Source organism: Pseudolabrys sp. (assembly GCF_035943735.1).
Classification (GTDB): Bacteria; Pseudomonadota; Alphaproteobacteria; order Rhizobiales; family Xanthobacteraceae; genus Pseudolabrys.
The window spans coordinates 1-18,530 of record NZ_DASZBV010000025.1 but is presented as its reverse complement, the minus strand read 5'-3'; the positions used below and the strand labels follow the sequence as shown (position 1 = coordinate 18,530).

At 66.2% G+C, this 18,530-nt stretch carries 24 protein-coding genes; 4 read left to right on the top strand and 20 right to left on the bottom strand.

Annotation, left to right across the window (positions count from 1 at the left end; translation table 11 throughout):
- Positions 1–4: 4 nt before the first annotated feature.
- From VGV41_RS18665 to miaA, 8 genes are all read right to left on the bottom strand, one after another.
- Positions 5–412 (bottom strand): lysozyme inhibitor LprI family protein, encoded by a 408-nt coding sequence (locus tag VGV41_RS18665; RefSeq protein WP_326865500.1) that lies wholly within the window; start codon positions 410–412, stop codon positions 5–7.
- 1 nt (position 413) lies between these two features.
- On the bottom strand, positions 414–1,433 hold the full coding sequence (ilvC, locus tag VGV41_RS18660) for a ketol-acid reductoisomerase (protein WP_326865499.1): 1,020 nt from the start codon (positions 1,431–1,433) through the stop codon (positions 414–416).
- Between the two features lie 91 nt (positions 1,434–1,524).
- Positions 1,525–2,121: a LysE family translocator gene (locus VGV41_RS18655; RefSeq protein ID WP_326865498.1), complete on the bottom strand. Its 597-nt coding sequence runs from the start codon at positions 2,119–2,121 to the stop codon at positions 1,525–1,527.
- 19 nt (positions 2,122–2,140) lie between these two features.
- Positions 2,141–2,479, bottom strand: a complete 339-nt coding sequence (locus tag VGV41_RS18650; RefSeq protein WP_326865496.1) for a type II toxin-antitoxin system PemK/MazF family toxin — start codon at positions 2,477–2,479, stop codon at positions 2,141–2,143.
- Positions 2,472–2,864 (bottom strand): AbrB/MazE/SpoVT family DNA-binding domain-containing protein, encoded by a 393-nt coding sequence (locus tag VGV41_RS18645; RefSeq protein ID WP_326865494.1) that lies wholly within the window; start codon positions 2,862–2,864, stop codon positions 2,472–2,474. The genes VGV41_RS18650 and VGV41_RS18645 overlap by 8 nt, the downstream gene beginning before the upstream one ends.
- 47 nt (positions 2,865–2,911) lie before the next feature.
- A complete protein-coding gene (gene ilvN, locus VGV41_RS18640; protein ID WP_326865701.1) occupies positions 2,912–3,457 on the bottom strand; it encodes an acetolactate synthase small subunit in 546 nt (181 codons plus the stop codon).
- A 237-nt stretch (positions 3,458–3,694) separates the two neighbouring features.
- Positions 3,695–5,455, bottom strand: coding sequence for an acetolactate synthase 3 large subunit (locus VGV41_RS18635; protein ID WP_326865492.1), 1,761 nt, complete (start codon positions 5,453–5,455; stop codon positions 3,695–3,697).
- Between the two features lie 235 nt (positions 5,456–5,690).
- Positions 5,691–6,650 carry a tRNA (adenosine(37)-N6)-dimethylallyltransferase MiaA gene (miaA, locus tag VGV41_RS18630; RefSeq protein WP_326865491.1) on the bottom strand — a complete coding sequence of 320 codons (960 nt, stop codon included), beginning with the start codon at positions 6,648–6,650 and terminating at the stop codon, positions 5,691–5,693.
- Positions 6,651–6,653: 3 nt separating this feature from the next.
- Here miaA and serB point away from each other — a divergent pair, with 3 nt between their 5' ends.
- The 3 genes from serB to VGV41_RS18615 are packed head-to-tail and all read left to right on the top strand — an operon-like array spanning position 6,654 to position 8,134.
- Positions 6,654–7,550, top strand: coding sequence for a phosphoserine phosphatase SerB (gene serB / locus VGV41_RS18625; protein WP_326865490.1), 897 nt, complete (start codon positions 6,654–6,656; stop codon positions 7,548–7,550).
- 36 nt (positions 7,551–7,586) lie between these two features.
- Positions 7,587–7,808, top strand: a complete 222-nt coding sequence (locus tag VGV41_RS18620; RefSeq protein ID WP_326865700.1) for a DUF433 domain-containing protein — start codon at positions 7,587–7,589, stop codon at positions 7,806–7,808.
- Positions 7,805–8,134 carry a DUF5615 family PIN-like protein gene (locus VGV41_RS18615; protein WP_326865489.1) on the top strand — a complete coding sequence of 110 codons (330 nt, stop codon included), beginning with the start codon at positions 7,805–7,807 and terminating at the stop codon, positions 8,132–8,134. The genes VGV41_RS18620 and VGV41_RS18615 overlap by 4 nt, the downstream gene beginning before the upstream one ends.
- Positions 8,135–8,140: 6 nt before the next feature.
- Here VGV41_RS18615 and VGV41_RS18610 read toward each other — a convergent pair whose 3' ends face one another.
- From VGV41_RS18610 to VGV41_RS18575, 8 genes are all read right to left on the bottom strand, one after another.
- Entirely contained in the window at positions 8,141–9,640 is a 1,500-nt protein-coding gene (locus tag VGV41_RS18610; protein ID WP_326865488.1) for a DegQ family serine endoprotease, read from the bottom strand.
- A 116-nt stretch (positions 9,641–9,756) separates the two neighbouring features.
- Positions 9,757–9,945 carry a DUF2065 domain-containing protein gene (locus VGV41_RS18605; protein ID WP_326865487.1) on the bottom strand — a complete coding sequence of 63 codons (189 nt, stop codon included), beginning with the start codon at positions 9,943–9,945 and terminating at the stop codon, positions 9,757–9,759.
- Positions 9,946–9,958: 13 nt separating this feature from the next.
- On the bottom strand, positions 9,959–10,903 hold the full coding sequence (gene hflC / locus VGV41_RS18600; protein WP_326865486.1) for a protease modulator HflC: 945 nt from the start codon (positions 10,901–10,903) through the stop codon (positions 9,959–9,961).
- On the bottom strand, positions 10,900–12,063 hold the full coding sequence (gene hflK, locus VGV41_RS18595; protein ID WP_326865484.1) for an FtsH protease activity modulator HflK: 1,164 nt from the start codon (positions 12,061–12,063) through the stop codon (positions 10,900–10,902). Before hflK ends, hflC begins: the two co-directional genes overlap by 4 nt.
- 212 nt (positions 12,064–12,275) lie before the next feature.
- A complete protein-coding gene (locus VGV41_RS18590; protein WP_326865483.1) occupies positions 12,276–12,782 on the bottom strand; it encodes a dihydrofolate reductase in 507 nt (168 codons plus the stop codon).
- Positions 12,783–12,801: 19 nt separating this feature from the next.
- Positions 12,802–13,314, bottom strand: a complete 513-nt coding sequence (locus VGV41_RS18585; RefSeq protein ID WP_326865482.1) for a hypothetical protein — start codon at positions 13,312–13,314, stop codon at positions 12,802–12,804.
- Positions 13,314–13,796, bottom strand: a complete 483-nt coding sequence (locus tag VGV41_RS18580) for a GNAT family N-acetyltransferase (RefSeq protein WP_326865481.1) — start codon at positions 13,794–13,796, stop codon at positions 13,314–13,316. Before VGV41_RS18580 ends, VGV41_RS18585 begins: the two co-directional genes overlap by 1 nt.
- 193 nt (positions 13,797–13,989) lie before the next feature.
- Entirely contained in the window at positions 13,990–14,784 is a 795-nt protein-coding gene (locus tag VGV41_RS18575) for a thymidylate synthase (protein WP_326865480.1), read from the bottom strand.
- 158 nt (positions 14,785–14,942) lie between these two features.
- On the opposite strand from VGV41_RS18575, the gene VGV41_RS18570 reads away from it, so the two are divergent.
- Positions 14,943–15,389 carry a DUF6640 family protein gene (locus VGV41_RS18570; RefSeq protein WP_326865479.1) on the top strand — a complete coding sequence of 149 codons (447 nt, stop codon included), beginning with the start codon at positions 14,943–14,945 and terminating at the stop codon, positions 15,387–15,389.
- A gap of 15 nt (positions 15,390–15,404) precedes the next feature.
- On the opposite strand, the gene VGV41_RS18565 is transcribed toward VGV41_RS18570, so the two are convergent.
- The 4 genes from VGV41_RS18565 to VGV41_RS18550 all read right to left on the bottom strand — a co-directional run bounded on the left by VGV41_RS18565 (position 15,405) and on the right by VGV41_RS18550 (position 18,129).
- Positions 15,405–16,058 carry a DUF6894 family protein gene (locus VGV41_RS18565; RefSeq protein WP_326865478.1) on the bottom strand — a complete coding sequence of 218 codons (654 nt, stop codon included), beginning with the start codon at positions 16,056–16,058 and terminating at the stop codon, positions 15,405–15,407.
- Positions 16,059–16,120: 62 nt separating this feature from the next.
- Positions 16,121–16,831, bottom strand: coding sequence for a Crp/Fnr family transcriptional regulator (locus VGV41_RS18560; RefSeq protein WP_326865477.1), 711 nt, complete (start codon positions 16,829–16,831; stop codon positions 16,121–16,123).
- Positions 16,832–17,008: 177 nt separating this feature from the next.
- The gene (locus tag VGV41_RS18555; RefSeq protein WP_326865476.1) at positions 17,009–17,548 is read right to left on the bottom strand and encodes a chromate transporter; all 540 of its coding nucleotides are present in this window, start codon (positions 17,546–17,548) and stop codon (positions 17,009–17,011) included.
- The gene (locus VGV41_RS18550) at positions 17,545–18,129 is read right to left on the bottom strand and encodes a chromate transporter (RefSeq protein WP_326865475.1); all 585 of its coding nucleotides are present in this window, start codon (positions 18,127–18,129) and stop codon (positions 17,545–17,547) included. Before VGV41_RS18550 ends, VGV41_RS18555 begins: the two co-directional genes overlap by 4 nt.
- Between the last annotated feature and the right edge of the window lie 401 nt (positions 18,130–18,530).

Genomic DNA, 18,530 nt, shown 5'->3' with positions numbered 1-18,530 from the left:
CCCGTCAGTCGCGATCTTCCTTGCCGGGATTGTCCGGGCCGGCGCCGCCGCTCGACAGTTCTTCGGCGCGCGCTCTGGTCATGCGCTGCATACAGGCGGCCGCCTCGACGCGGGCGATCGAGCCCTCGCCCATGGCGTAATAGGTGCAATTGGCGTCGCGGTACTGGATCCACAGCCGCTGCGCTGCGCGCAACTGCTCGCGCTGTTTCGGCAGCGCCGCGTCCAGCGCCGCCTTGTAGGCCGCGTTCAGCCTTTTGTCCCACTGCGCCGTCTGTGCGTTCAGGCAATCGACCATCTCCGGCGTGCTGACGCCACAGTCCTGCCCGGGATCGCCCTGGTCGCCGGCCGACGCAGAAACGGCCGCCCCGAGGAGGGCGGCCGCTGCAACGGCTGCAATGCGCAGCATCGTCATCTTAGTTCTTCGACTTGTCGACCAGCGCGCCCTGCTTGATCCAGGGCATCATGTCACGGAGTTTCTCGCCGACCTGCTCGATCGAGTGCTCGGCGAGCTTGGCGCGGGTCGCCTTGAACGAGGTCTGGTTGACCTTGTTCTCCAGCATCCAGTCGCGGGTGAAGCGGCCGGACTGGATGTCCGCGAGAATGCGCTTCATCTCGGCCTTGGTCTCCGGCGTAATGACGCGCGGGCCGGAGACGTACTCGCCGTACTCGGCGGTGTTGGAGATCGAGTAGTTCATGTTGGCGATGCCGCCCTGATAGATCAGGTCGACGATCAACTTCACTTCGTGCAGGCACTCGAAATAGGCCATCTCCGGTGCGTAGCCCGCCTCGCACAGCGTCTCGTAACCGGCCTTGATCAATTCGACGAGACCGCCGCACAGCACCGCCTGCTCGCCGAACAGGTCGGTCTCGCACTCTTCCTTGAACGTCGTCTCGATGATGCCGGCGCGGCCGCCGCCGATCGCCGAGGCGTAAGAGAGGCCGAGGTCATGCGCGTTGCCGGAGGCGTCCTTGTGGATCGCGATCAGGCACGGCACGCCGGCGCCGCGCTGATATTCGCCGCGGACGGTGTGGCCCGGGCCCTTCGGCGCGACCATCAGCACGTCGATGTCGGCGCGCGGCTCGATCAGGTTGAAGTGCACGTTGAGACCGTGCGCGAACAGCAGCGCCGCGCCGTTCTTCATGTTGGCATGCAGGTGATCGCGATAGATGTCGCCCTGCAGTTCGTCCGGGGTGAGCATCATCACGACGTCGGCCCACTTGGCGGCCTCGGCGACGTCCATCACCTTGAACTTCTCGCCTTCGGCTTTCTTCGCCGAGGCCGAGCCCTTGCGCAGCGCGACCGCGACCTCCTTCACGCCGGAATCGCGCAGGTTGAGCGCGTGGGCGTGACCCTGGCTGCCGTAGCCGACAATGGCGACCTTCTTGCCCTTGATCAGGTTCAGGTCGGCGTCGCGATCGTAATAAACACGCATGATGATCCTCTGAGATACCGCGTAAAGTCGGCCATGCTTCTAGGACGCCCGGACACGGCCGACAAGGCCCGGATGCCGCTTAAAATCGGCCTCAAGTCACCATCGGCACGATGCTGGCGACCAGAAGAAGCGCCATCGAGACGTTGAAAATGCGCGCGTGCCGGGGACTTTGCAGAAACCGCCGCAGCGCGACGCCAAATCCGGTCCAGGTCACGACCGAGCCGACGGTGCAGGCGGTCAGCACCGCGAGCATGGCCGGAAAGTCGCTCGTCGCGTGGCCGGGGCGGACATAGAGCGCGATCGCGCTCACCGCCGCCACCACCGCCTTCGGGTTGACCCACTGGAAAGCCGCCGCCTGCAGGAAGGTGAATGGTCGCGCCGGGGCTCTGGCGCTGTCGCCGCCGATATGCGCGGTCGCCACCTTGAAGGCGAGCCAGAGCATGTAGAGCGCGCCGGCGACCTTGAGCACGAGATGCAGCGACGGCACCGCCGTGACGATCAGGCCGAGCCCGGCGCCGCAGGCGGCGAGCAGGATGGCGAAGCCGATGGTCACGCCCGCCATATGCGGGATCGTATGCGCGAAGCCGAAATTCACGCCCGATGCCGCCAGCATGATGTTGTTCGGACCCGGCGTGAACGCCATCACGCAGGCGAACAGCAGGAGTGCCAGAAAGAGATCGAGGGGCATAGCGTTCCGCAAGGTGCCGTCAGCGAGCGACAGGAATTCCAAACATGGCCGCGAACATCCCGAATACACGGTCGAGCGTCACGGACGACACTGTTTCGGCGCGCTGGGCGTAGCGCGCCACGAAATCAATCGACCTCACCTGATCGACCAATACCGCGCCCGTGATGCGGCCGGGATCGACGATGTCGACCTTGAAGAACCACGGCGAAACATTGCGCGTGATCGGGCACACGAGAAGGAACGATGATCGCTCGTTATAACCGCGCGGCGAGACTACCAGCGCCGGCCGCCGGCCCGCTTGCTCGTGTCCGAACGGCGGGCCGAACTCGAGCCAGACGATATCGCCGGCGTCAAACACGACGCCTGCGCCGGGACGCCGTCTTAGACGCATTCTTCGTCCTGACGCGGCCTTCGGCACGGTCGCGCGGCTCAACCTGGCGTACATGTGCAGCCCATTCCGCATCGGTCGGCGCCAGGTCACTCCAATCTTCTTGCGGCCATTCGGACGGCAGGATGCCCCAATCCTCGAACTGCGGCTGCTTGGTGCCCAATGGCACCTGCGCCAGCAGATCCGCGAGACGGTATTGCGGAATCATGCGCGTCGGCGAAATCTCGATCGCGAGGCGATTGCCGTCGCGATCGATATCCAACGTTGTGCCTGGCTTCAGGTCGAACGCGTCGACGAACTGCTTGGGCAGCCGCACGCCCAAGCTGTTGCCCCATTTGGCGATCTTGACCTTCATGGCTTTCGCTCCGTTCGGATATACAATGTATATCCGGACCGACCCCGCTACAACCCTTCCGGCCCCCTGCGGATGGCGGCGATGCCGGTGCGGGCGACCTCGACCAGGCCGAGCGGCAGCATCAGCGCGATGAACTGCTCGACCTTGCTCGAGGCGCCGGTGATCTCGAACACGAAGCTCTCGGTGGTGGCGTCGATGACGCGGGCGCGGAAGGCGTCGGCCAGCCGCAAGGCCTCGACGCGATGCTCGCCCTGTCCGCGCACCTTCACCATCGCCAGTTCGCGCTCGATCGTATTGCCGGCGAGCGTCATGTCGACGACGCGGTGGATCGGCACCAGGCGATCGAGCTGGTTCTTGATCTGCTCGATCACCATCGGCGTACCGGTGGTGACGATGGTGATAAGCGACTGGTGCTTGGCGTGCTCGGTCTCCGACACCGTCAGCGACTCGATGTTGTAGCCGCGGCCGGAGAACAGGCCGATGACGCGCGCCAGCACGCCCGGCTCGTTGTCGACCAGCACCGAGAGCGTGTGCGTCTCGGCGCGTTGCTCGGTCGGCGCGGTGGGATAATGCGAAGTCGTCGGTGCGTTCACGGCAGTCGGTCCTTGCTTCACTGACCCTCTCCCCTTGTGGGAGAGGGTGGTCCCGAGCGTCAGCGAGGGACCGGGTGAGGGGGCGATCTTGACGCCAGCCAGGCCCCCTCACCCGGCTCGCTCACTACGTTCGCTCGCCACCCTCTCCCAGTCGAAGTCGGATGTTTCCGACTTCGACCACTCACATTTGCAAAACTTGGGTAGAGCCGAGTTTTGCCGGGAGAGGGTAAGAGCGCATCACACCAGCATCTTGCCTTCTTCGGTGATGGCGTCTTCCAGCTTCTCGGCGGCGTCGCCGAGCAGCATCTCATTGTGCGCGCGTCCCGACGGAATCATCGGGAAGCAGTTCTCCGCCGGATCGACGACGCAGTCGAACAGCACCGGCTTGTCGACGTCGATCATCTCCTTGATCGCATGATCGAGATCGCCCGGCTTTTCGCAGCGGATGCCGTAGGCGTGCATCGCTTCGGCGAGCTTGACGAAGTCCGGCAGCGCCTCCGAATAGCTCTCCGAATAACGGCCGCCGTGCAGCAGTTCCTGCCACTGCCGCACCATGCCCATGTATTTGTTGTTGAGGATGAAGACCTTGATCGGCAGCCGGTACTGCACCGCCGTCGATAGTTCCTGCATCGTCATCTGCACACTCGCCTCGCCAGCGATGTCGATGACCAGCGATTTCGGATGCGCGAGCTGCACGCCGACCGAGGCCGGCAGGCCGTAGCCCATGGTGCCAAGGCCGCCGGAGGTCATCCAGCGGTTCGGCTCCTGGAAGCCGTAGAACTGCGCCGCCCACATCTGATGCTGGCCGACTTCGGTGGTGATGTAGGTGTCGCGGTCCTTGGTCAGCTCGTACAGGCGCTGGATCGCGTATTGCGGCTTGATCACCTCGTTCGACGGGCGATAGGCGAGCGACTTGCGCGCGCGCCACTTGTCGATCTGCGTCCACCACATCGACAGCGCCTTCTTGTCCGGGTGCAGCGCCTCGCCCTTCCACAGCCGGAGCATGTCCTCGAGCACGTTGGCGCAGTCGCCGACGATCGGCACGTCGACCTTGACGTTCTTGTTGATCGACGACGGATCGATGTCGATGTGGATTTTCTTCGAGCCCGGCGAGAAGGCATCGAGCCGGCCGGTGATGCGGTCGTCGAAGCGCGCGCCGACGCAGATCATGACGTCACAGTCATGCATCGCCATGTTGGCCTCGAGGGTGCCGTGCATGCCGAGCATGCCGAGCCACTGCGGATCGGCCGCCGGATAGGCGCCGAGCCCCATCAGCGTCGAGGTGATCGGGAAACCGGTCATCTTCACCAGCTCGCGCAGCAGTTCGGTCGCATGCTTGCCGGAATTGACGACGCCGCCGCCGGTGTAGAACACCGGCCGCTTGGCATGCGCCAGCAGCGACACCGCCTGCTTGATGCGCTCGATGTCGCCCTTCACGCGCGGATGATAGCCGGTGTGCGCGAACGTCTTCGGCTTCGTATAGACGCCCTTGGCGAACTGGATGTCCTTCGGGATGTCGACGACGACCGGGCCCGGCCGGCCGCTCGAGGCGATGTGAAACGCCTCGTGCAGCACGCGCGGCAGATCCTCGATGGTCTTCACCAGGTAATTGTGCTTCGTGCACGGCCGCGTGATGCCGACCGTGTCCGCCTCCTGGAAGGCGTCGTTGCCGATGAGGTGCGTCGGCACCTGGCCGGTGATGCAGACGATCGGGATGGAATCCATCAGCGCGTCGGTCAGGCCGGTGACCGCGTTGGTCGCGCCGGGGCCGGAGGTGACGAGGACGCAGCCGACCTTGCCGGTCGAGCGGGCATAGCCCTCGGCCATGTGCACGGCGCCCTGCTCGTGCCGCACCAGCACGTGCCGGACGGCCTTCTGGTTGAACAGCGCGTCGTAGATCGGCAGCACCGCGCCGCCGGGATAGCCGAACAGGTGCTGCACGCCCTGATCCGCCAAAGCCTGGATCACCATTTCGGCGCCGGTCATTTCCTTGGTCATGCTCGTCATCCTTCTTCCAACGCAGTCCGTCTTGTCCGCCCCGGCCAATAAAAAAGGCCCGCAAGGGGCCCATGGTCCGGACGCTTTCCCGCAGCGACGGCCCTCAAGGGGCGCCGGGAGGCGTCCGAACCTTTCCTACGAGGGTAATAATATTGCGCAACATAGTTCTGGTCCGATCTTTCGTTGCGTGGGTTATAGGCAGCGCAGCAATGTCGGTCAAGAGGCCAATTTGGACCTAATCCGGCCGGCCGCCGCTCTTTGTCTGCCCGCCGGCATCGACCGTCAACTGCCGTTCGATCTCGGCGTAACCCTGCTCGGCCGGGACCGCGGGCCAGTCGGTCATCTGGTTGCGGAACCAGGTGACCTGGCGCTTGGCGTAACGACGCGTGTCCATGACCGCGCCGGCCGCGGCCTCGTCGCGCGAGATATCGCCGTTGAGATGGCGGATCAGCCACGGCACGCCATGCGCCTTCATCGCCGGCAGCGTCGGATCGAGATGCCGCGCGGCAAGCGCCCGCACTTCGTCCAGCGCGCCGGCCGCAAGCATCGCGGCGAAGCGCGCCTCGATCCGCCGCACCAGCTCCTTGCGCTCGCAGGTGATGAAGACCTTCGCCGCGCTCGCGCCAACGATCAGCGGCGGCAAGCCTTGCGCGTGCCAGTCGGACAGCGAGCGGCCCGTCGCCAACACCACCTCGAGCGCGCGCGAGATGCGCGAACGGTCGTTCGGCATCAGCCGGTGCGCGGTCTTCGGGTCGCGTTCAAGGAGTTCGTTGTAGAGCGGCGCCACGCCCTCCGCCGCCAGCCGCCCGCGCACATCGGCGCGGATGTCGGCCGGGATCGGCGGCACGGCGGCGAGCCCGCCGGTCAGCGCCTTGAAATAGAGGCCCGTGCCGCCGACGAGGATCGGCACGCGGCCTTCGCGGGCGACCTCGTCCAGCACCTCCGCCACGTCGCGGCACCAGCGGCCGGTCGAATAGTTCTCGGCCGCGTCGACGTGACCGTAGAGGCGATGCGGCGCGCGTGCCTCTTCCTCCGGCGGCGGTCGCGCCGTGATGATGCGCAGGTCGCGATAGACCTGCATCGAGTCGGCGTTGACGATGGTGCCGCCCAGCCGTTCGGCCAATTGCAGCGCCAGCGCCGACTTGCCGCTGGCGGTCGGGCCTGCAATAAGCACCGCTCGTTTCGTCTCGGACATTCGATGACTCACGTCGCTACTCTGATCGCCGGCCGGCCCGGCGCGCTCGAACCTGCGCTGGTCGACCGCGCGCGTGCGCAGCTCGCCCGCGCCGCCGCGCCGCGCTGGCTTGCCGACGGCACGGCCGCCGACGTTCCCTTTACCGCGGAATCCCAATTCGACCAACGCGCCCTCGCCCAACGCATGCGTGCCGTCCTCGAGGCACCGGTCGACGTCGTCGTGCAGCCCATCGCGCACCGGAAGAAGAAGCTGTTCCTCGCCGACATGGACTCCACGATGATCGGCCAGGAGTGCATCGACGAGCTCGCCGATTACGTCGGGCTCAAAGCGCACGTCGCGGCGATCACCGAGCGGGCCATGCGCGGCGAGATTGCCTTCGAGCCGGCGTTGCGCGAGCGCGTCGCGCTGCTCGAAGGGCTGAAGGTCTCCGTCGTCGACGAGGTGCTGCGCGAGCGCATCAAGTTGACGCCGGGCGCGCGGGCGCTGGTCGGCACCATGCGCGTCCATGGCGCGCACACCGCGCTGGTCTCCGGCGGCTTCACTCTGTTCACCGATCGTGTCGCCGCCATGATCGGCTTCGACCAGAACCGCGCCAACACGCTGACCGTGCTCGACGGCCATACGCTTGCCGGCACGGTCGCCGAGCCGATCTTCGGCCGCGACGGCAAGCGGGCCGCGCTGCTCGAACTGCGCCAGGAGTTCGGCCTCAAGCCGGAAGAGACGATGGCGGTCGGCGACGGCGCCAACGACCTCCACATGATCGTCGAGGCGGGCCTCGGCGTCGCCTACCACGCCAAGCCGAAGGTCGCGGAAGCGGCCGCTGCGCGCATCGACCACGCCGATCTCACGGCGCTCTTGTACGTGCAGGGCTACGCACGGAGCGAGTTCGTGGAAAATTGAACGCGCCGACCGGCGAAGGGTGCTATAATGCACCCCATGACTTACCAGGACGTCATCACCATCGAGTCAGGCAAGCGCGGCGGCCGCCCGTGCGTGCGCGGCATGCGCATTGCCGTCGCCGACGTCCTCGGTTGGCTCGCCGCCGGCATGTCGGAACAGGACATCCTGAAGGACTATCCTGAACTCACCGAAACCGACATCCGCGCCTGCCTGGCTTACGCAGCCGATCGTGAGCGGCGCGTCGTCACGGCAAAATGAAGCTGCTCTTCGATCAGAACCTTAGCTTTCGTCTCTGCGGGCTTCTGTCCGACCTGTTTCCGGACTGCGAGCATGTCCGGCGCCTCGGCTTCGAACGCGCCGACGACCTGACGCTTTGGCGCTATGCTCGGGACAAAGGCTACGCGTTTGTGACGCTTGACGCGGATTTCGCAGAATTGGCCGCCTTGTTCGGGGCGCCTCCGAAAGTCATTTGGCTCCGTCGCGGCAATCAATCGACCGCCACGACAGAGCGCCTCCTGCGCAGACACCGCGAAGCTATCGAACGCTTCGCGTCTGAGCCCGCGGCCTGTCTCGAACTTTATTAGGGTCGCCTAGTTAATCCCCAGCACTACGATGCTCGGGTCGCCGTCGGGCGAGACGACCAGCAGCATCACCAGCTTCTTGCCGTCCTTCTTGAGCTTGGCGACGCGGCTGTCGAACTCGGCCGGCGTATTCACGGCCTCCTGATCGACCTGCGAGATCACCATGCCCGGGGCCAGGCGCTTCTCCGCCGCCGGCGAATTGTCGTCGACGCCGGTGATGAGCACGCCCTTCACGCTGTCCTTGATCTTGTTCTTCTTGCGCAGGTCGGCGGTCAGCCCGGACAAATTGAGCCCGAGCGTGCTCTTGACCGAGGAATTCGTCTCCGGCGCCTGCTCCTTCGTGGTCAGCGAAGCCTGTTTCTTCTCGGTGTCATCGAGGCGCCCGAGCTTGACGGTCTTGGTCTCTTCTTTGCCCTTGCGGACGACGATGACCTGCACGTCCTTGCCGACCGGCGTGTCGGCGACGATGCGCGGCAGATCGCGCATCTCCTTCACGTCCTTGCCGTCGAACTTGACGATGACGTCGCCGGGCTGGATGCCGGCCGGCTTGGCCGGGCCCTTGTCCTCGACGCCGGCGACCAGCGCACCGCGCGCCGGCTTCAGGCTCAGGCTTTCCGCGACCTCGTCGGTCACCTGCTGGATGCGCACGCCGAGCCAGCCGCGGCGCACTTCATGATACTGGCGCAGTTGCTCGATCACCGGCACCACCGTCTTCGACGGGATGGCGAAGCCGATGCCGATCGAGCCGCCCGAGGGCGAGATGATCGCGGTGTTCACGCCGATGACCTCGCCGTCGAGATCGAACAGCGGACCGCCGGAGTTGCCGCGATTGATGGCGGCGTCGGTCTGGATGTAGTTGTCGTAGGGCCCGGAATTGATATCGCGGTGCCGCGCCGAGACGATGCCGGCGGTCACCGTGCCGCCGAGCGAGAACGGGTTGCCGATGGCGATCACCCATTCGCCGAGCCTGAGCTTGTCGCTGTCACCGAACTTCACCGCCTTCAGCGGGTGATCGGTCGTCACCTTCAGGAGCGCGAGATCGGTCTTGGTGTCGCGGCCGACGATGTCGGCTTTCAAGGTGGTGCCGTCATTGAGGATGACGCTGACCTCGTCGGCGTCGGCAATGACGTGGTTGTTGGTGACGACGTATCCCGCAGCGTCGATGATGAAGCCGGAGCCTAGCGAGCTCACGCGCCGCGGCGCCTGCTTCTGGCCGTTCTGGCCGTTCTGCCCGTTCTGCCCGTGCTTCTTCAGGAAGTCTTCGAAGAATTGCTCGAACGGCGAGCCCGGCGGCAGGTCGGGAATCGCGTCGCTGTTCATCTCGACCGATTGCTTGGTCGAGACGTTGACCACCGCGTCGATCACCTGCTCGGCGACGTCGGAGATGCCATCCGGCCCGCGCGCCTCGGCCGGCTCGGAAAAGGCCGGCCACAGGATCGCGGCAGCGGCAATCGCAGCCAGCCCCGTGCGGCGGATGGGGTTGGCCAGTCGGCTCATTGGTGCGCCCATGGGCGTCCTGTCTCCTGGGAGGGGAACTTTGAGGAAAGGTGGCCCGCACTTCGCGGCGTTTCAAGGGCGGCCGGAGGCCGTCCCGTCCGCATTTTGCCGAGTCGCCGGACGCCGCCTCAGGTCCAGCGCACCAGCCAGACGACAATCAGCCCGGCCACCGCCGAACCGATGCCGATCAGGCGCAATGTCTGCTCCGGCGTCTCGATCACGCTCATCATCGCCCGCTTTGCCGGGCCGGGACAGGCAGCAAAGATCAAGCCCTCGATGACGAACACGAGGCCAAACGCAGCGAGAAAGTCCGCCATCGCCAAACGCCGCCTAGCGGGCCGCGGCGGCCGGCGTACCGCCGGTCGGCGCGCCGGCCTGCGGGGCCGGGCCGGGCGCGGCCGCCGGCTTGCCGTCGGGTGAATTGAAATAGCGGAAGAAGCTGGAATCCGGCTTCAGCAGGAAGCGGGTATCGTTGCTCTTGAGCCCGTTCTCATAGGCCTGCATCGACCGGTAAAAGGTGAAGAAGTCCGGATCCTGGCTGTAAGCCTCGGCGAAGATCTGGTTGCGCTTGGCGTCGCCCTCGCCGCGGATCTGCTCGGCTTTAGACTGCGCGTCGGCGGTGAGTACTGTCACCTCGCGGTCGGCGCGCGAGCGGATTTCCTGGGCGCGCTGGGCGCCCTGCGCGCGGAATTCCGCCGCCTCGCGCTGCCGCTCCGTCTGCATGCGCTGATAGACCGCCTGGCTGTTCTGCTCCGGCAGATCGGCGCGGCGGATGCGAACGTCGACGACCTGGATGCCGTAGCTCTTGGCTTCCTGATCCATCAGCTTCTGGATGCGGCTCATCAGTTCGGCGCGCTGGTCGCGCACGACGTGCGTGAACGTGACCTCGCCGAGCACGCGCCGCAGTGCCGAATTCAAGAGGATCGACAATTGCGAATTGGCGCCGGGGATCGAGCCGAGCGTCTGGTAGAAGCGCAGCGGATCCTGGATGCGGTAGCGCGCAAAGGCGTCGACCACCAGCCGCTTCTGGTCGGAGGCGATCACCTCCTGCGGTGGCGCTTCGAGATCGAGGATGCGCCGGTCGACGTCGATGACGTTGTCGATGAAAGGCGCCTTCACGTGCAGCCCGGGCTGGCTGACGACGCTCACCGGCTTGCCGAGGCGAACGACCAGCGCCTGCTGTGTCTGGTAAACCGTGAACACGGACGACCAGGCGACGATCAGGACCGCGACCGCGACGATGGCGACGACGCCGCCGAAAACGTTCGTTCTCACTGGCGGCCTCCCGAGGACGGCGTCTGCGCGCGCGGCGCGGCCGGCGGTTGCGGCGGCTTCGGCGCAGCCGACAGGCCCGGCAACGGCAGATAAGGCACGACGCCGGTGTTGCCGACGCCCTGGTCGACGATCACCTTGTCGGAGCCGCCGAGCACGCGCTCCATGGTCTCCAGATACATGCGTTCACGCGTCACGGCCGGCGCCTTCTTGTACTGGTCGTAGATCTGCAGGAAGCGCGAGGTCTGGCCGGTGGCCTCGGCGACCGTCTGCGACCGATAGGCTTCCGCCGCCTGCGTGATCTTGGCGACGTTGCCGCGCGCCTCGGGGATCACGCGGTTGGCGTAGGTCTGCGCCTCGTTGACCGAGCGCTCCTGGTCGGCGCGCGCAGCCTGCACGTCGCGGAAGGCGTCGATTACCTGCTGCGGCGGATCGACCTTCTGCAATTGCACCTGCTGCACGACGATGCCGGCGCCGTAGCTGTCGAGCGTCTTCTGCATCAGGTCCTGAACGGCAGTCTCGATGGTCTGCCGCGCGCCGGTCAGGATCGGCTGGATGTCGGAGCGGCCGATGACCTCGCGCATGGCGCTCTCGGCCACCGCCTTCACCGTGCCTTCCGGATTCTGGATGTTGAACAGGTAGTCGCCGACGCCGGTCGGCTTCACCTTCCACAGCACCGAGAAGTCGACGTCGACGATGTTCTCGTCGCCGGTGAGCATCAGGCTCTCTTCGGGCACGTCGCGCGTCGTGGTGCCGCCGCGGCGGATGTCGTCGACGACGCGCATGCCGATGTCGATCTTGTTGACGCGCAGCGCCTTCGGCGTGAGCACGCTCTCGATCGGATAGGGCAGATGATAATTCAGGCCCGGTTGCACCTCGCGCACGTCCTTGCCGAAGCGCAGCACGACGCCGAGCTCATCCGGCTCGACGCGGAAGAAGCCGGAGAAGCCCCACAGCGCGACGACGCCGAGCGCGATCAGCAGGAAACCGCGGCCGCCGAGCTGGCCGCCCGGCAATACGCGGCGCAGGCGGTCCTGGCCGCGGCGGAGCATTTCCTCGAGATCGGGCGGATTCGGCCCCGACGACGGCTGCGGTCCCGAGCCCCACGGCCCCTTGCCGCCGCCCGAGCCCCATGGGCCACCGCCCTGCGTATTCCATGGCATTCGTCAAAATCTCCCGGCGCCGGCGCTTATTGCCCGGCAACCCCTCGTGTCGGCATGGGTTATAGGTGACCGCACGGCCCGTTACAACGCGAGCCCGTTTGCGCCCTTCCCCCGTCAGATCGTTCGGTTCGCAGCGATCATGCCAATTGTGTCGATCCGGCGGCGGGGCGTTTTCCCTGTGGCCCAAGGCCGCAGCGGGAAGGCCGCAGCCGTCAACGCCGCCGCTCGTAGGTGAGCACGGTAAAATCGTGGTCGTCGCCGGGCCCGCGCGCATGCCGCTCGCGCCGCGTCTCCATCCAGTGCGACAGATCGAGCGGCGGGAAGACAACGTCGCCTTCGGGCGACGCATGCACGCGGGTGAACTCGAGCCGGTCGGCCATCGGCAGCGTGCGCGCGAACACGTCGTTGCCGCCGATCACCATGACGGCGTCGACGCCGCGCCGCTCGGCATCGGCGCGCGCGAGCGCGAGGCCCTCGTCGAGACTCGACGCCCAGATCAGGCCGGGCGCCGCCTCGCCGGCCTTGCGCGTGAGCACGATGTTGGTGCGGTCCTTCAGCGGCTTGCCGATGGAGAGATAAGTGTTGCGGCCCATCAGCACCGGATGATTGAGCGTCAGCCGACGGAAATGCCCGAGCTCCGACTTCAGGTGCCACGGCAAGGCGCCGCCCCGGCCGATGACGTTGTTTTCGGCGACGGCGACGACGAGCACGATCTTCATGGCAACTCCGCTCAACACGTCACGCCTTGCGTCCGACGCCGACCATGATCGACCAGGCATTGTCGATGACGGCGACGAGCAGCAGCACGTGGCCGGCCGTGACGAGATAAATCCCCCAGCCCAGACCCGCCGCGATCATGGCGCCACCGACCATGCCGATGGCGAAGGCGACGACGTAACGCAAAGCCCGGCCGATCACCCAGCCGCCCGGCACGGCCGCCGCCTTGTTCTTGTAGACGAAGCTGTAGATGTTGCTCAGCGGCAGCGATAGCCCGAGCGCGTTGAGCAGGACGACCTCGATGCCGAAGGCCACGGGCGGCTGCGGCACGAGCACGAACACCGCTTCGACCAGGAGCAGCACCAGATAGCGCGTCTGGTTGTAGGCGCGCGTGTGATAGACGGGATTGCGCACCACGTCGTCGAGGTGCAGCGAGGTCGCCACGAACAACAGCCCGATCAGCGCCGCCGCCGACGTGCCGAGCATGACGTAGAGGTCGCGCCACTGTTCCGGCTGATAGGCCTGCGGCTGCATCACCCCTGCCCCGCGAACTTCGTCAGCGCCGGACCGCTCATGCGGCAGACCTTCCACTCGCCTTTGATCTCGGCGCCGATCGATTGATAGAAGGCGATCGAGGGCGCGTTCCAGTCGAGCACCGCCCATTCGAAGCGCGCATAGCCGTTATCGACGCAGGTGCGCGCCAGTCTCTGCATCAGCGCCTTGCCGATGCCGCGGCCGCGGAATTCCGGCCGCACGAACACGTCCTCGAGATAGAGGCCGTGGCGGCCGCGGAACGTGGAAAAATTGAGAAACCACACGGCGAAACCTGCCGGCTGATCGTCCCATTCGGCGAGATCGCAATAGAGCCGCGGCTCGGGCGAAAACAGCGCCCTGGCGATCTCCTCGGGCGTCGCGTCGACCTCGTGCTGCAGGTTCTCGTAGTCGGCCAATTCGCATACCAGCGCGAACACGAGCGCCGCATCGGCCGGCGCGGCGCGGCGGATGGCGAGGCTCATGACATCCACCCCGTGTCCCGGATGCGGTGCAGCGTCCAGCCATAAGCGCGCGCGTCTTCGCCGCGCTTTGGCGGAACGGTGCACCGCTGAGCCGGGACCCCGGTTTCTATCGCGCGACCGCTGAACCGGGGTCCCGGGTCTGCGGAGCAGCACTGCGTGCTGCACCGCGCCCGGGACACATGCTCCACGTCGCTCACACCGCCACCTCGGCCTTGATGTGCGGATGCGGATCGTAATTCTCGAGCGCGAAGTCCTCGTAGCGGAAGCCGAAGATGTCCTTCACCGCCGGATTGATGCGCATCGCCGGCAGCGCCTTCGGCGGGCGCGAGAGTTGCAGCCGCGCCTGCTCGAGGTGATTGAGATAGAGATGCGCGTCGCCGAAGGTGTGCACGAACTCGCCCGGCTGATGGCCGGTCACCTGCGCCACCATCATCGTCAGCAGCGCGTAGGAGGCGATGTTGAACGGCACGCCGAGGAAGACGTCGGCCGAGCGCTGGTAGAGCTGGCAGGACAGCCGCCCCTCGGCGACGTAGAACTGGAACAGGCAGTGGCACGGCGGCAGCGCCATGCGGTCGACGTCGGCCGGATTCCACGCCGTCACGATCAGCCGCCGCGAATCCGGATTGCGCCGGATCAAGGCGACGACATTGGCGATCTGGTCGATGGTCGAGCCGTCGCGCGCCGGCCACGAGCGCCACTGGTGGCCGTAGACCGGGCCGAGGTCGCCGCGCTCGTCCGCCCACTCGTCCCAGATGCGGACGCCGTGCTCCTTGAGGTATTTGATGTTGGTGTCGCCGGCGAGGAACCAGAGCAGCTCGTGGACGATCGACTTCAGATGCAGCTTCTTGGTGGTCAGCAGCGGGAAGCCGTCGCCGAGATCGAAGCGCATCTGATGGCCGAACACGGACAAAGTGCCGGTGCCGGTGCGGTCGCGCTTCTCGACGCCGTGATCGAGAATCCGCTCCATCAGTTCGAGGTATTGGCGCATGGCGGGCCTCATTCAGACTCGGGGCCAACATGGGGAAGTTTACCCCGCCCGGCAACGCCCACACAGCCGTTATCAACGCCTCCCCGCCCCTTGACCGCCGCCCGGCAAGGCCGGAACCTTGGACACAGGGATCGCAGGGGACTGCGAAGGGGGCTGCCATGAGTTTCGATCATCTACTCGTCGCCCGTATCCTGTTCACGCTGATGACGCTCGGCTACGCCGCCGCCACCGTCATCGCCGATTTCAACAAGACGCACGCGACCAACCCGCAATGGACGCCGCACGCGCGCTTTCACGTCGTCTGGCAGATCTGCAGCTATGTCGGCTTCGGCCTGCTCTCGCTCGCCCTGATCTGGTGGCCGGGCCCGCTGGCGATCGAACGGCTCTATCTGGCGGCGATCATGGGCGCGATCGTCTACGCCGCTTTCTTCGTCGCCGTCCTTGCCATGCCGATCTATGGCGGCCGCGCCTACGACGCCAACGGCTACCAGCCCTTCGCCGCGCCGGTGCCGATCTTCACCGGGCGCTGGGACGTCAACATCACCGCCTTCAGCGTCCAGCTCGTGATCTGGGTGGCGGGACTCACCGCGACATTGGCCGGCTGAAAGCGCGCGGCTCGCTCAGCCGGCGCGCCTGTGCCCAGCCAGGACGGCCTGCGTCACGTCCTCGGCGTGGTGGATGATGACCTCGACCTCGCCATTGGCGTCGAGGATCGGGATGTTCCTCGGCTTCCAGTGCCGCACCTCCCAGGTGCCGTCGGGCCGGCGGATATCGTAACGCTGCCGCGGCATTGCATGCTCGGCCTTGCCGCACAGCACGGCGTCGAGCGACGCCGTCAGGTTGCGCACGCCGTTCGCCTCCGGATCGCCCGGATTGTCGGGAAACACGTCGAACAGCGGACGGCGCACGATGGCATCGAGATTTGTCATCGTGGCGCGCAGATAGGCGCGATTGGCTTCGATGATCGTGAAGTCGGGCGCCAACAAGAGGTAATTCTGCGGAGCGGCCTCGAAGATGCGCCGGTAGCGCCGATCGGCGGTGTCGCCGAAGGTGGCCGTGATGAGCGGGACCTGATCGACCAGCCGGCCGCGTTCGTCGGTGATCTCGATGACGCCGTCCTCGGCGATCGGCAGGTTCCGGCGCAACGATTCGGCGATCATCTCCCGCGTCACGCGCAGCGCCTCCGCCCGCGCCTGCGCGACATCGGCGTGCTCGACCCCGGCATCGTCGTCGAGACGGTCGTCCCCGCTGAGAAGATGGAAAAAATAGCGCATGCGGCCCCGCTCCACGGCCGTGCGCCGTGGTCCCTATCGTTTTAACGATAGCGGCCGCCAAATCATGCGGTTTGACTTACATCAGCCTCGAACAGCCTGGCGTGTTGGTGGCGCAGCGCCGCCTGGCACTCGCAGGCCTGATGCTCGAGCCCGTTGCGGTCGAGCACCTTGACGCGGCCGCGCCGGTAGAAAATCAGGCCCTTGTCCTGAAGCGCACCGGCGAACATCGACACGCTCGCCCGCTGAACGCCGAGCATCTGCGCCAGATATTCCTGCGTCAGCGTCAGTTCGTCGCCGCCGCTCGCATCCGAGGCGCGCAGGATCCAGGTCGCCAGCCGCTGCGGAATGACGTGGCGCGCATTGCACGCCGCCGTCTGCTGCGCCTGCGCCAGCAGGAACTGCTCGTTATCGTACAGAATGTTCCGCACCTCGAGTTCGCGATTGGCCAGCTCGATCACATCCGCGGCCTTCAGCGACCAGCCGCTGCCGGGCAGCTGCGCGAAACTCGTGTTCAGATGCGTGCGGCCGCCGAACACGACCGAGGCGCCGATCGCATTCCGGCGCCCGACCATCGCCGCTTCGACGCGGCCGCCGTCGCGCAGATCGACAACGACAGAGATCATGCCCGAGCTCGGAAAAAACACGTGCTCGATCGGCCGGCCGGTTTCGCCAATGATATCGCCGTGCACGAACGACACCTGTCGGGCGCGCTGGCCGACGAAATCCGGGAAACGGCGGTGCAAATATGACAGGATGTGGTTGTAATAGTGCACAGGAACACACCCGAAAATCGTGGCGCCATGAAATTTACGTCAGTGTACGCTAGGTGACAAAGTGATGCCACGCGCATAGGTCGCACGTCCAGTCGCCGGACTACCGCGCCGATAAAGGTAACGGACCGGACACGGCACGGCGCCTGGCCGTCGCCGGAGCGCGTTCGAATCCGGAGGTCAGACGAGGCCGGACAGGCCGATCACGCCGCCGGCGGCGAACAGCCACATTGGATTGAGGCGGGTGGCGAAGGCGACGATAGCCGTGACCACGGTGATCGCCACCGCGACGAGGCCGTGGTCCGCCGTGCGCGCGATGACGATGGCGCTCGCCGCGATCAATCCGAGCGCCACCGGAACGAGTCCGTTCTGCAGCACGACCCGCCAGCGCGCCGCCTTGAAGCGGTCCCAGACGCGCGACACGACGAAGGCGAGCACGCACGTCGGTCCGCACATCGCGAGGGTGGCGACGCCGGCGCCCGGCAGCCCGGCGACGTGATAGCCGATCAGCGCCACGATGATGACGTTCGGTCCCGGCGACATTTGCGCGATGGCGAAGGTGTCGGCGAATTCCTTCGCCGTCATCCAGTGCATCACGTCGACCGAGATTCGCTGCATGTCGGGGATGGCCGCATTGGCACCGCCGAACGCAAACAGCGACAGGCTCGCGAAGTAGCCGGCCATCGTGAGGAGAACGTTGCCGCCGATGTTGCCGGTCATGGACCTGCCTTCTTGAACCAGGCGAGCGCGATGCTGAGCGGCGCCAATCCGAGGAACACGTAAGGCAGCGGCCAGCGCAGGATGGCGACGCCGACGACTGCGGCGATGGCGATCAGCGGCGCCCAGTCCCACCCCTGCGTGAACAGCGGCTTGGCCATCTTGGCGACCGTGGCGATCAACAGCCCGATCGCCGCGCAGACGACGCCGGAGAGGATGCGGCTCAGGGCCGCCATCTCGCCGAAATGCGCGTAGAGCACGCCCAGAATCAGCACGATAACGACCGGCGGCAGCATGAGGCCGAGGAAGGCCGCCAGCGCGCCGGGCACGCCGGCAAAGCGTGCGCCGAACACGACCGAGAAATTGACGACGTTCGGGCCGGGCAGGAACTGCGACAGCGCGAAGGACTCGTTGAACTCCTGCGCGGTCATCCACTGCTTCCGATCGACGATCATGCGGCGCGCCCAGGGCAGCGCGGCGCCGAAGCCGGACAGCGCGACTTTCACGAAGGCCAGGAACAATTCGCCGACGTCGGGGCTGACGGGCCTGGCCTCGGGACTCACGGGCACGCTGGAATCGGTCATGAATCGAGCATTAGCCAAGCCGCCGCGCGCGCGCCAGTGGGGCGGCTGCGCAGCGCCAATGCGTTGGCGATATGGCGCTGTGACTCGCCGCTCTGTCGTCCGCGCGCAGGCATCGGGTTTACCCGATGTCTGCCGCTCACACTGCGCAAGTCGGCTAAAGCCGACTTGCGGCGGGGCCCCATCGCCGCGCCGTCTCGACCTGTTGCGGCGTATGGGTCCGGGCCTCGCTGCGCTCGCCCGGGACGACCGGATGTAATAAATCGTGATCTAGGACTGTTGACATTCCTATATTGATAGACTTATATGCCTGCCATCCCGTCCCGTTACCGAGGGGCGTCTGATCAAGCGTCTCCAGACGCGGGGCGGGGAGCGGTGGCCGGGGTGGGAGCGTCGGAGATGCG

Excerpts from the sequence above, each read along its gene's own strand:
- VGV41_RS18665 (WP_326865500.1), bottom strand. The coding sequence starts at position 412 with ATGACGATGCTGCGCATTGCAGCCGTTGCAGCGGCCGCCCTCCTCGGG.
- ilvC (WP_326865499.1), bottom strand. The coding sequence starts at position 1,433 with ATGCGTGTTTATTACGATCGCGACGCCGACCTGAACCTGATCAAGGGC.
- VGV41_RS18655 (WP_326865498.1), bottom strand. The coding sequence starts at position 2,121 with ATGCCCCTCGATCTCTTTCTGGCACTCCTGCTGTTCGCCTGCGTGATG.
- VGV41_RS18645 (WP_326865494.1), bottom strand. The coding sequence starts at position 2,864 with ATGAAGGTCAAGATCGCCAAATGGGGCAACAGCTTGGGCGTGCGGCTG.
- VGV41_RS18635 (WP_326865492.1), bottom strand. The coding sequence starts at position 5,455 with ATGACCAAGGAAATGACCGGCGCCGAAATGGTGATCCAGGCTTTGGCG.
- miaA (WP_326865491.1), bottom strand. The coding sequence starts at position 6,650 with ATGTCCGAGACGAAACGAGCGGTGCTTATTGCAGGCCCGACCGCCAGC.
- serB (WP_326865490.1), top strand. The coding sequence starts at position 6,654 with ATGACTCACGTCGCTACTCTGATCGCCGGCCGGCCCGGCGCGCTCGAA.
- VGV41_RS18620 (WP_326865700.1), top strand. The coding sequence starts at position 7,587 with ATGACTTACCAGGACGTCATCACCATCGAGTCAGGCAAGCGCGGCGGC.
- VGV41_RS18615 (WP_326865489.1), top strand. The coding sequence starts at position 7,805 with ATGAAGCTGCTCTTCGATCAGAACCTTAGCTTTCGTCTCTGCGGGCTT.
- VGV41_RS18610 (WP_326865488.1), bottom strand. The coding sequence starts at position 9,640 with ATGGGCGCACCAATGAGCCGACTGGCCAACCCCATCCGCCGCACGGGG.
- VGV41_RS18605 (WP_326865487.1), bottom strand. The coding sequence starts at position 9,945 with ATGGCGGACTTTCTCGCTGCGTTTGGCCTCGTGTTCGTCATCGAGGGC.
- hflK (WP_326865484.1), bottom strand. The coding sequence starts at position 12,063 with ATGCCATGGAATACGCAGGGCGGTGGCCCATGGGGCTCGGGCGGCGGC.
- VGV41_RS18590 (WP_326865483.1), bottom strand. The coding sequence starts at position 12,782 with ATGAAGATCGTGCTCGTCGTCGCCGTCGCCGAAAACAACGTCATCGGC.
- VGV41_RS18585 (WP_326865482.1), bottom strand. The coding sequence starts at position 13,314 with ATGCAGCCGCAGGCCTATCAGCCGGAACAGTGGCGCGACCTCTACGTC.
- VGV41_RS18580 (WP_326865481.1), bottom strand. The coding sequence starts at position 13,796 with ATGAGCCTCGCCATCCGCCGCGCCGCGCCGGCCGATGCGGCGCTCGTG.
- VGV41_RS18575 (WP_326865480.1), bottom strand. The coding sequence starts at position 14,784 with ATGCGCCAATACCTCGAACTGATGGAGCGGATTCTCGATCACGGCGTC.
- VGV41_RS18570 (WP_326865479.1), top strand. The coding sequence starts at position 14,943 with ATGAGTTTCGATCATCTACTCGTCGCCCGTATCCTGTTCACGCTGATG.
- VGV41_RS18565 (WP_326865478.1), bottom strand. The coding sequence starts at position 16,058 with ATGCGCTATTTTTTCCATCTTCTCAGCGGGGACGACCGTCTCGACGAC.
- VGV41_RS18555 (WP_326865476.1), bottom strand. The coding sequence starts at position 17,548 with ATGACCGGCAACATCGGCGGCAACGTTCTCCTCACGATGGCCGGCTAC.
- VGV41_RS18550 (WP_326865475.1), bottom strand. The coding sequence starts at position 18,129 with ATGACCGATTCCAGCGTGCCCGTGAGTCCCGAGGCCAGGCCCGTCAGC.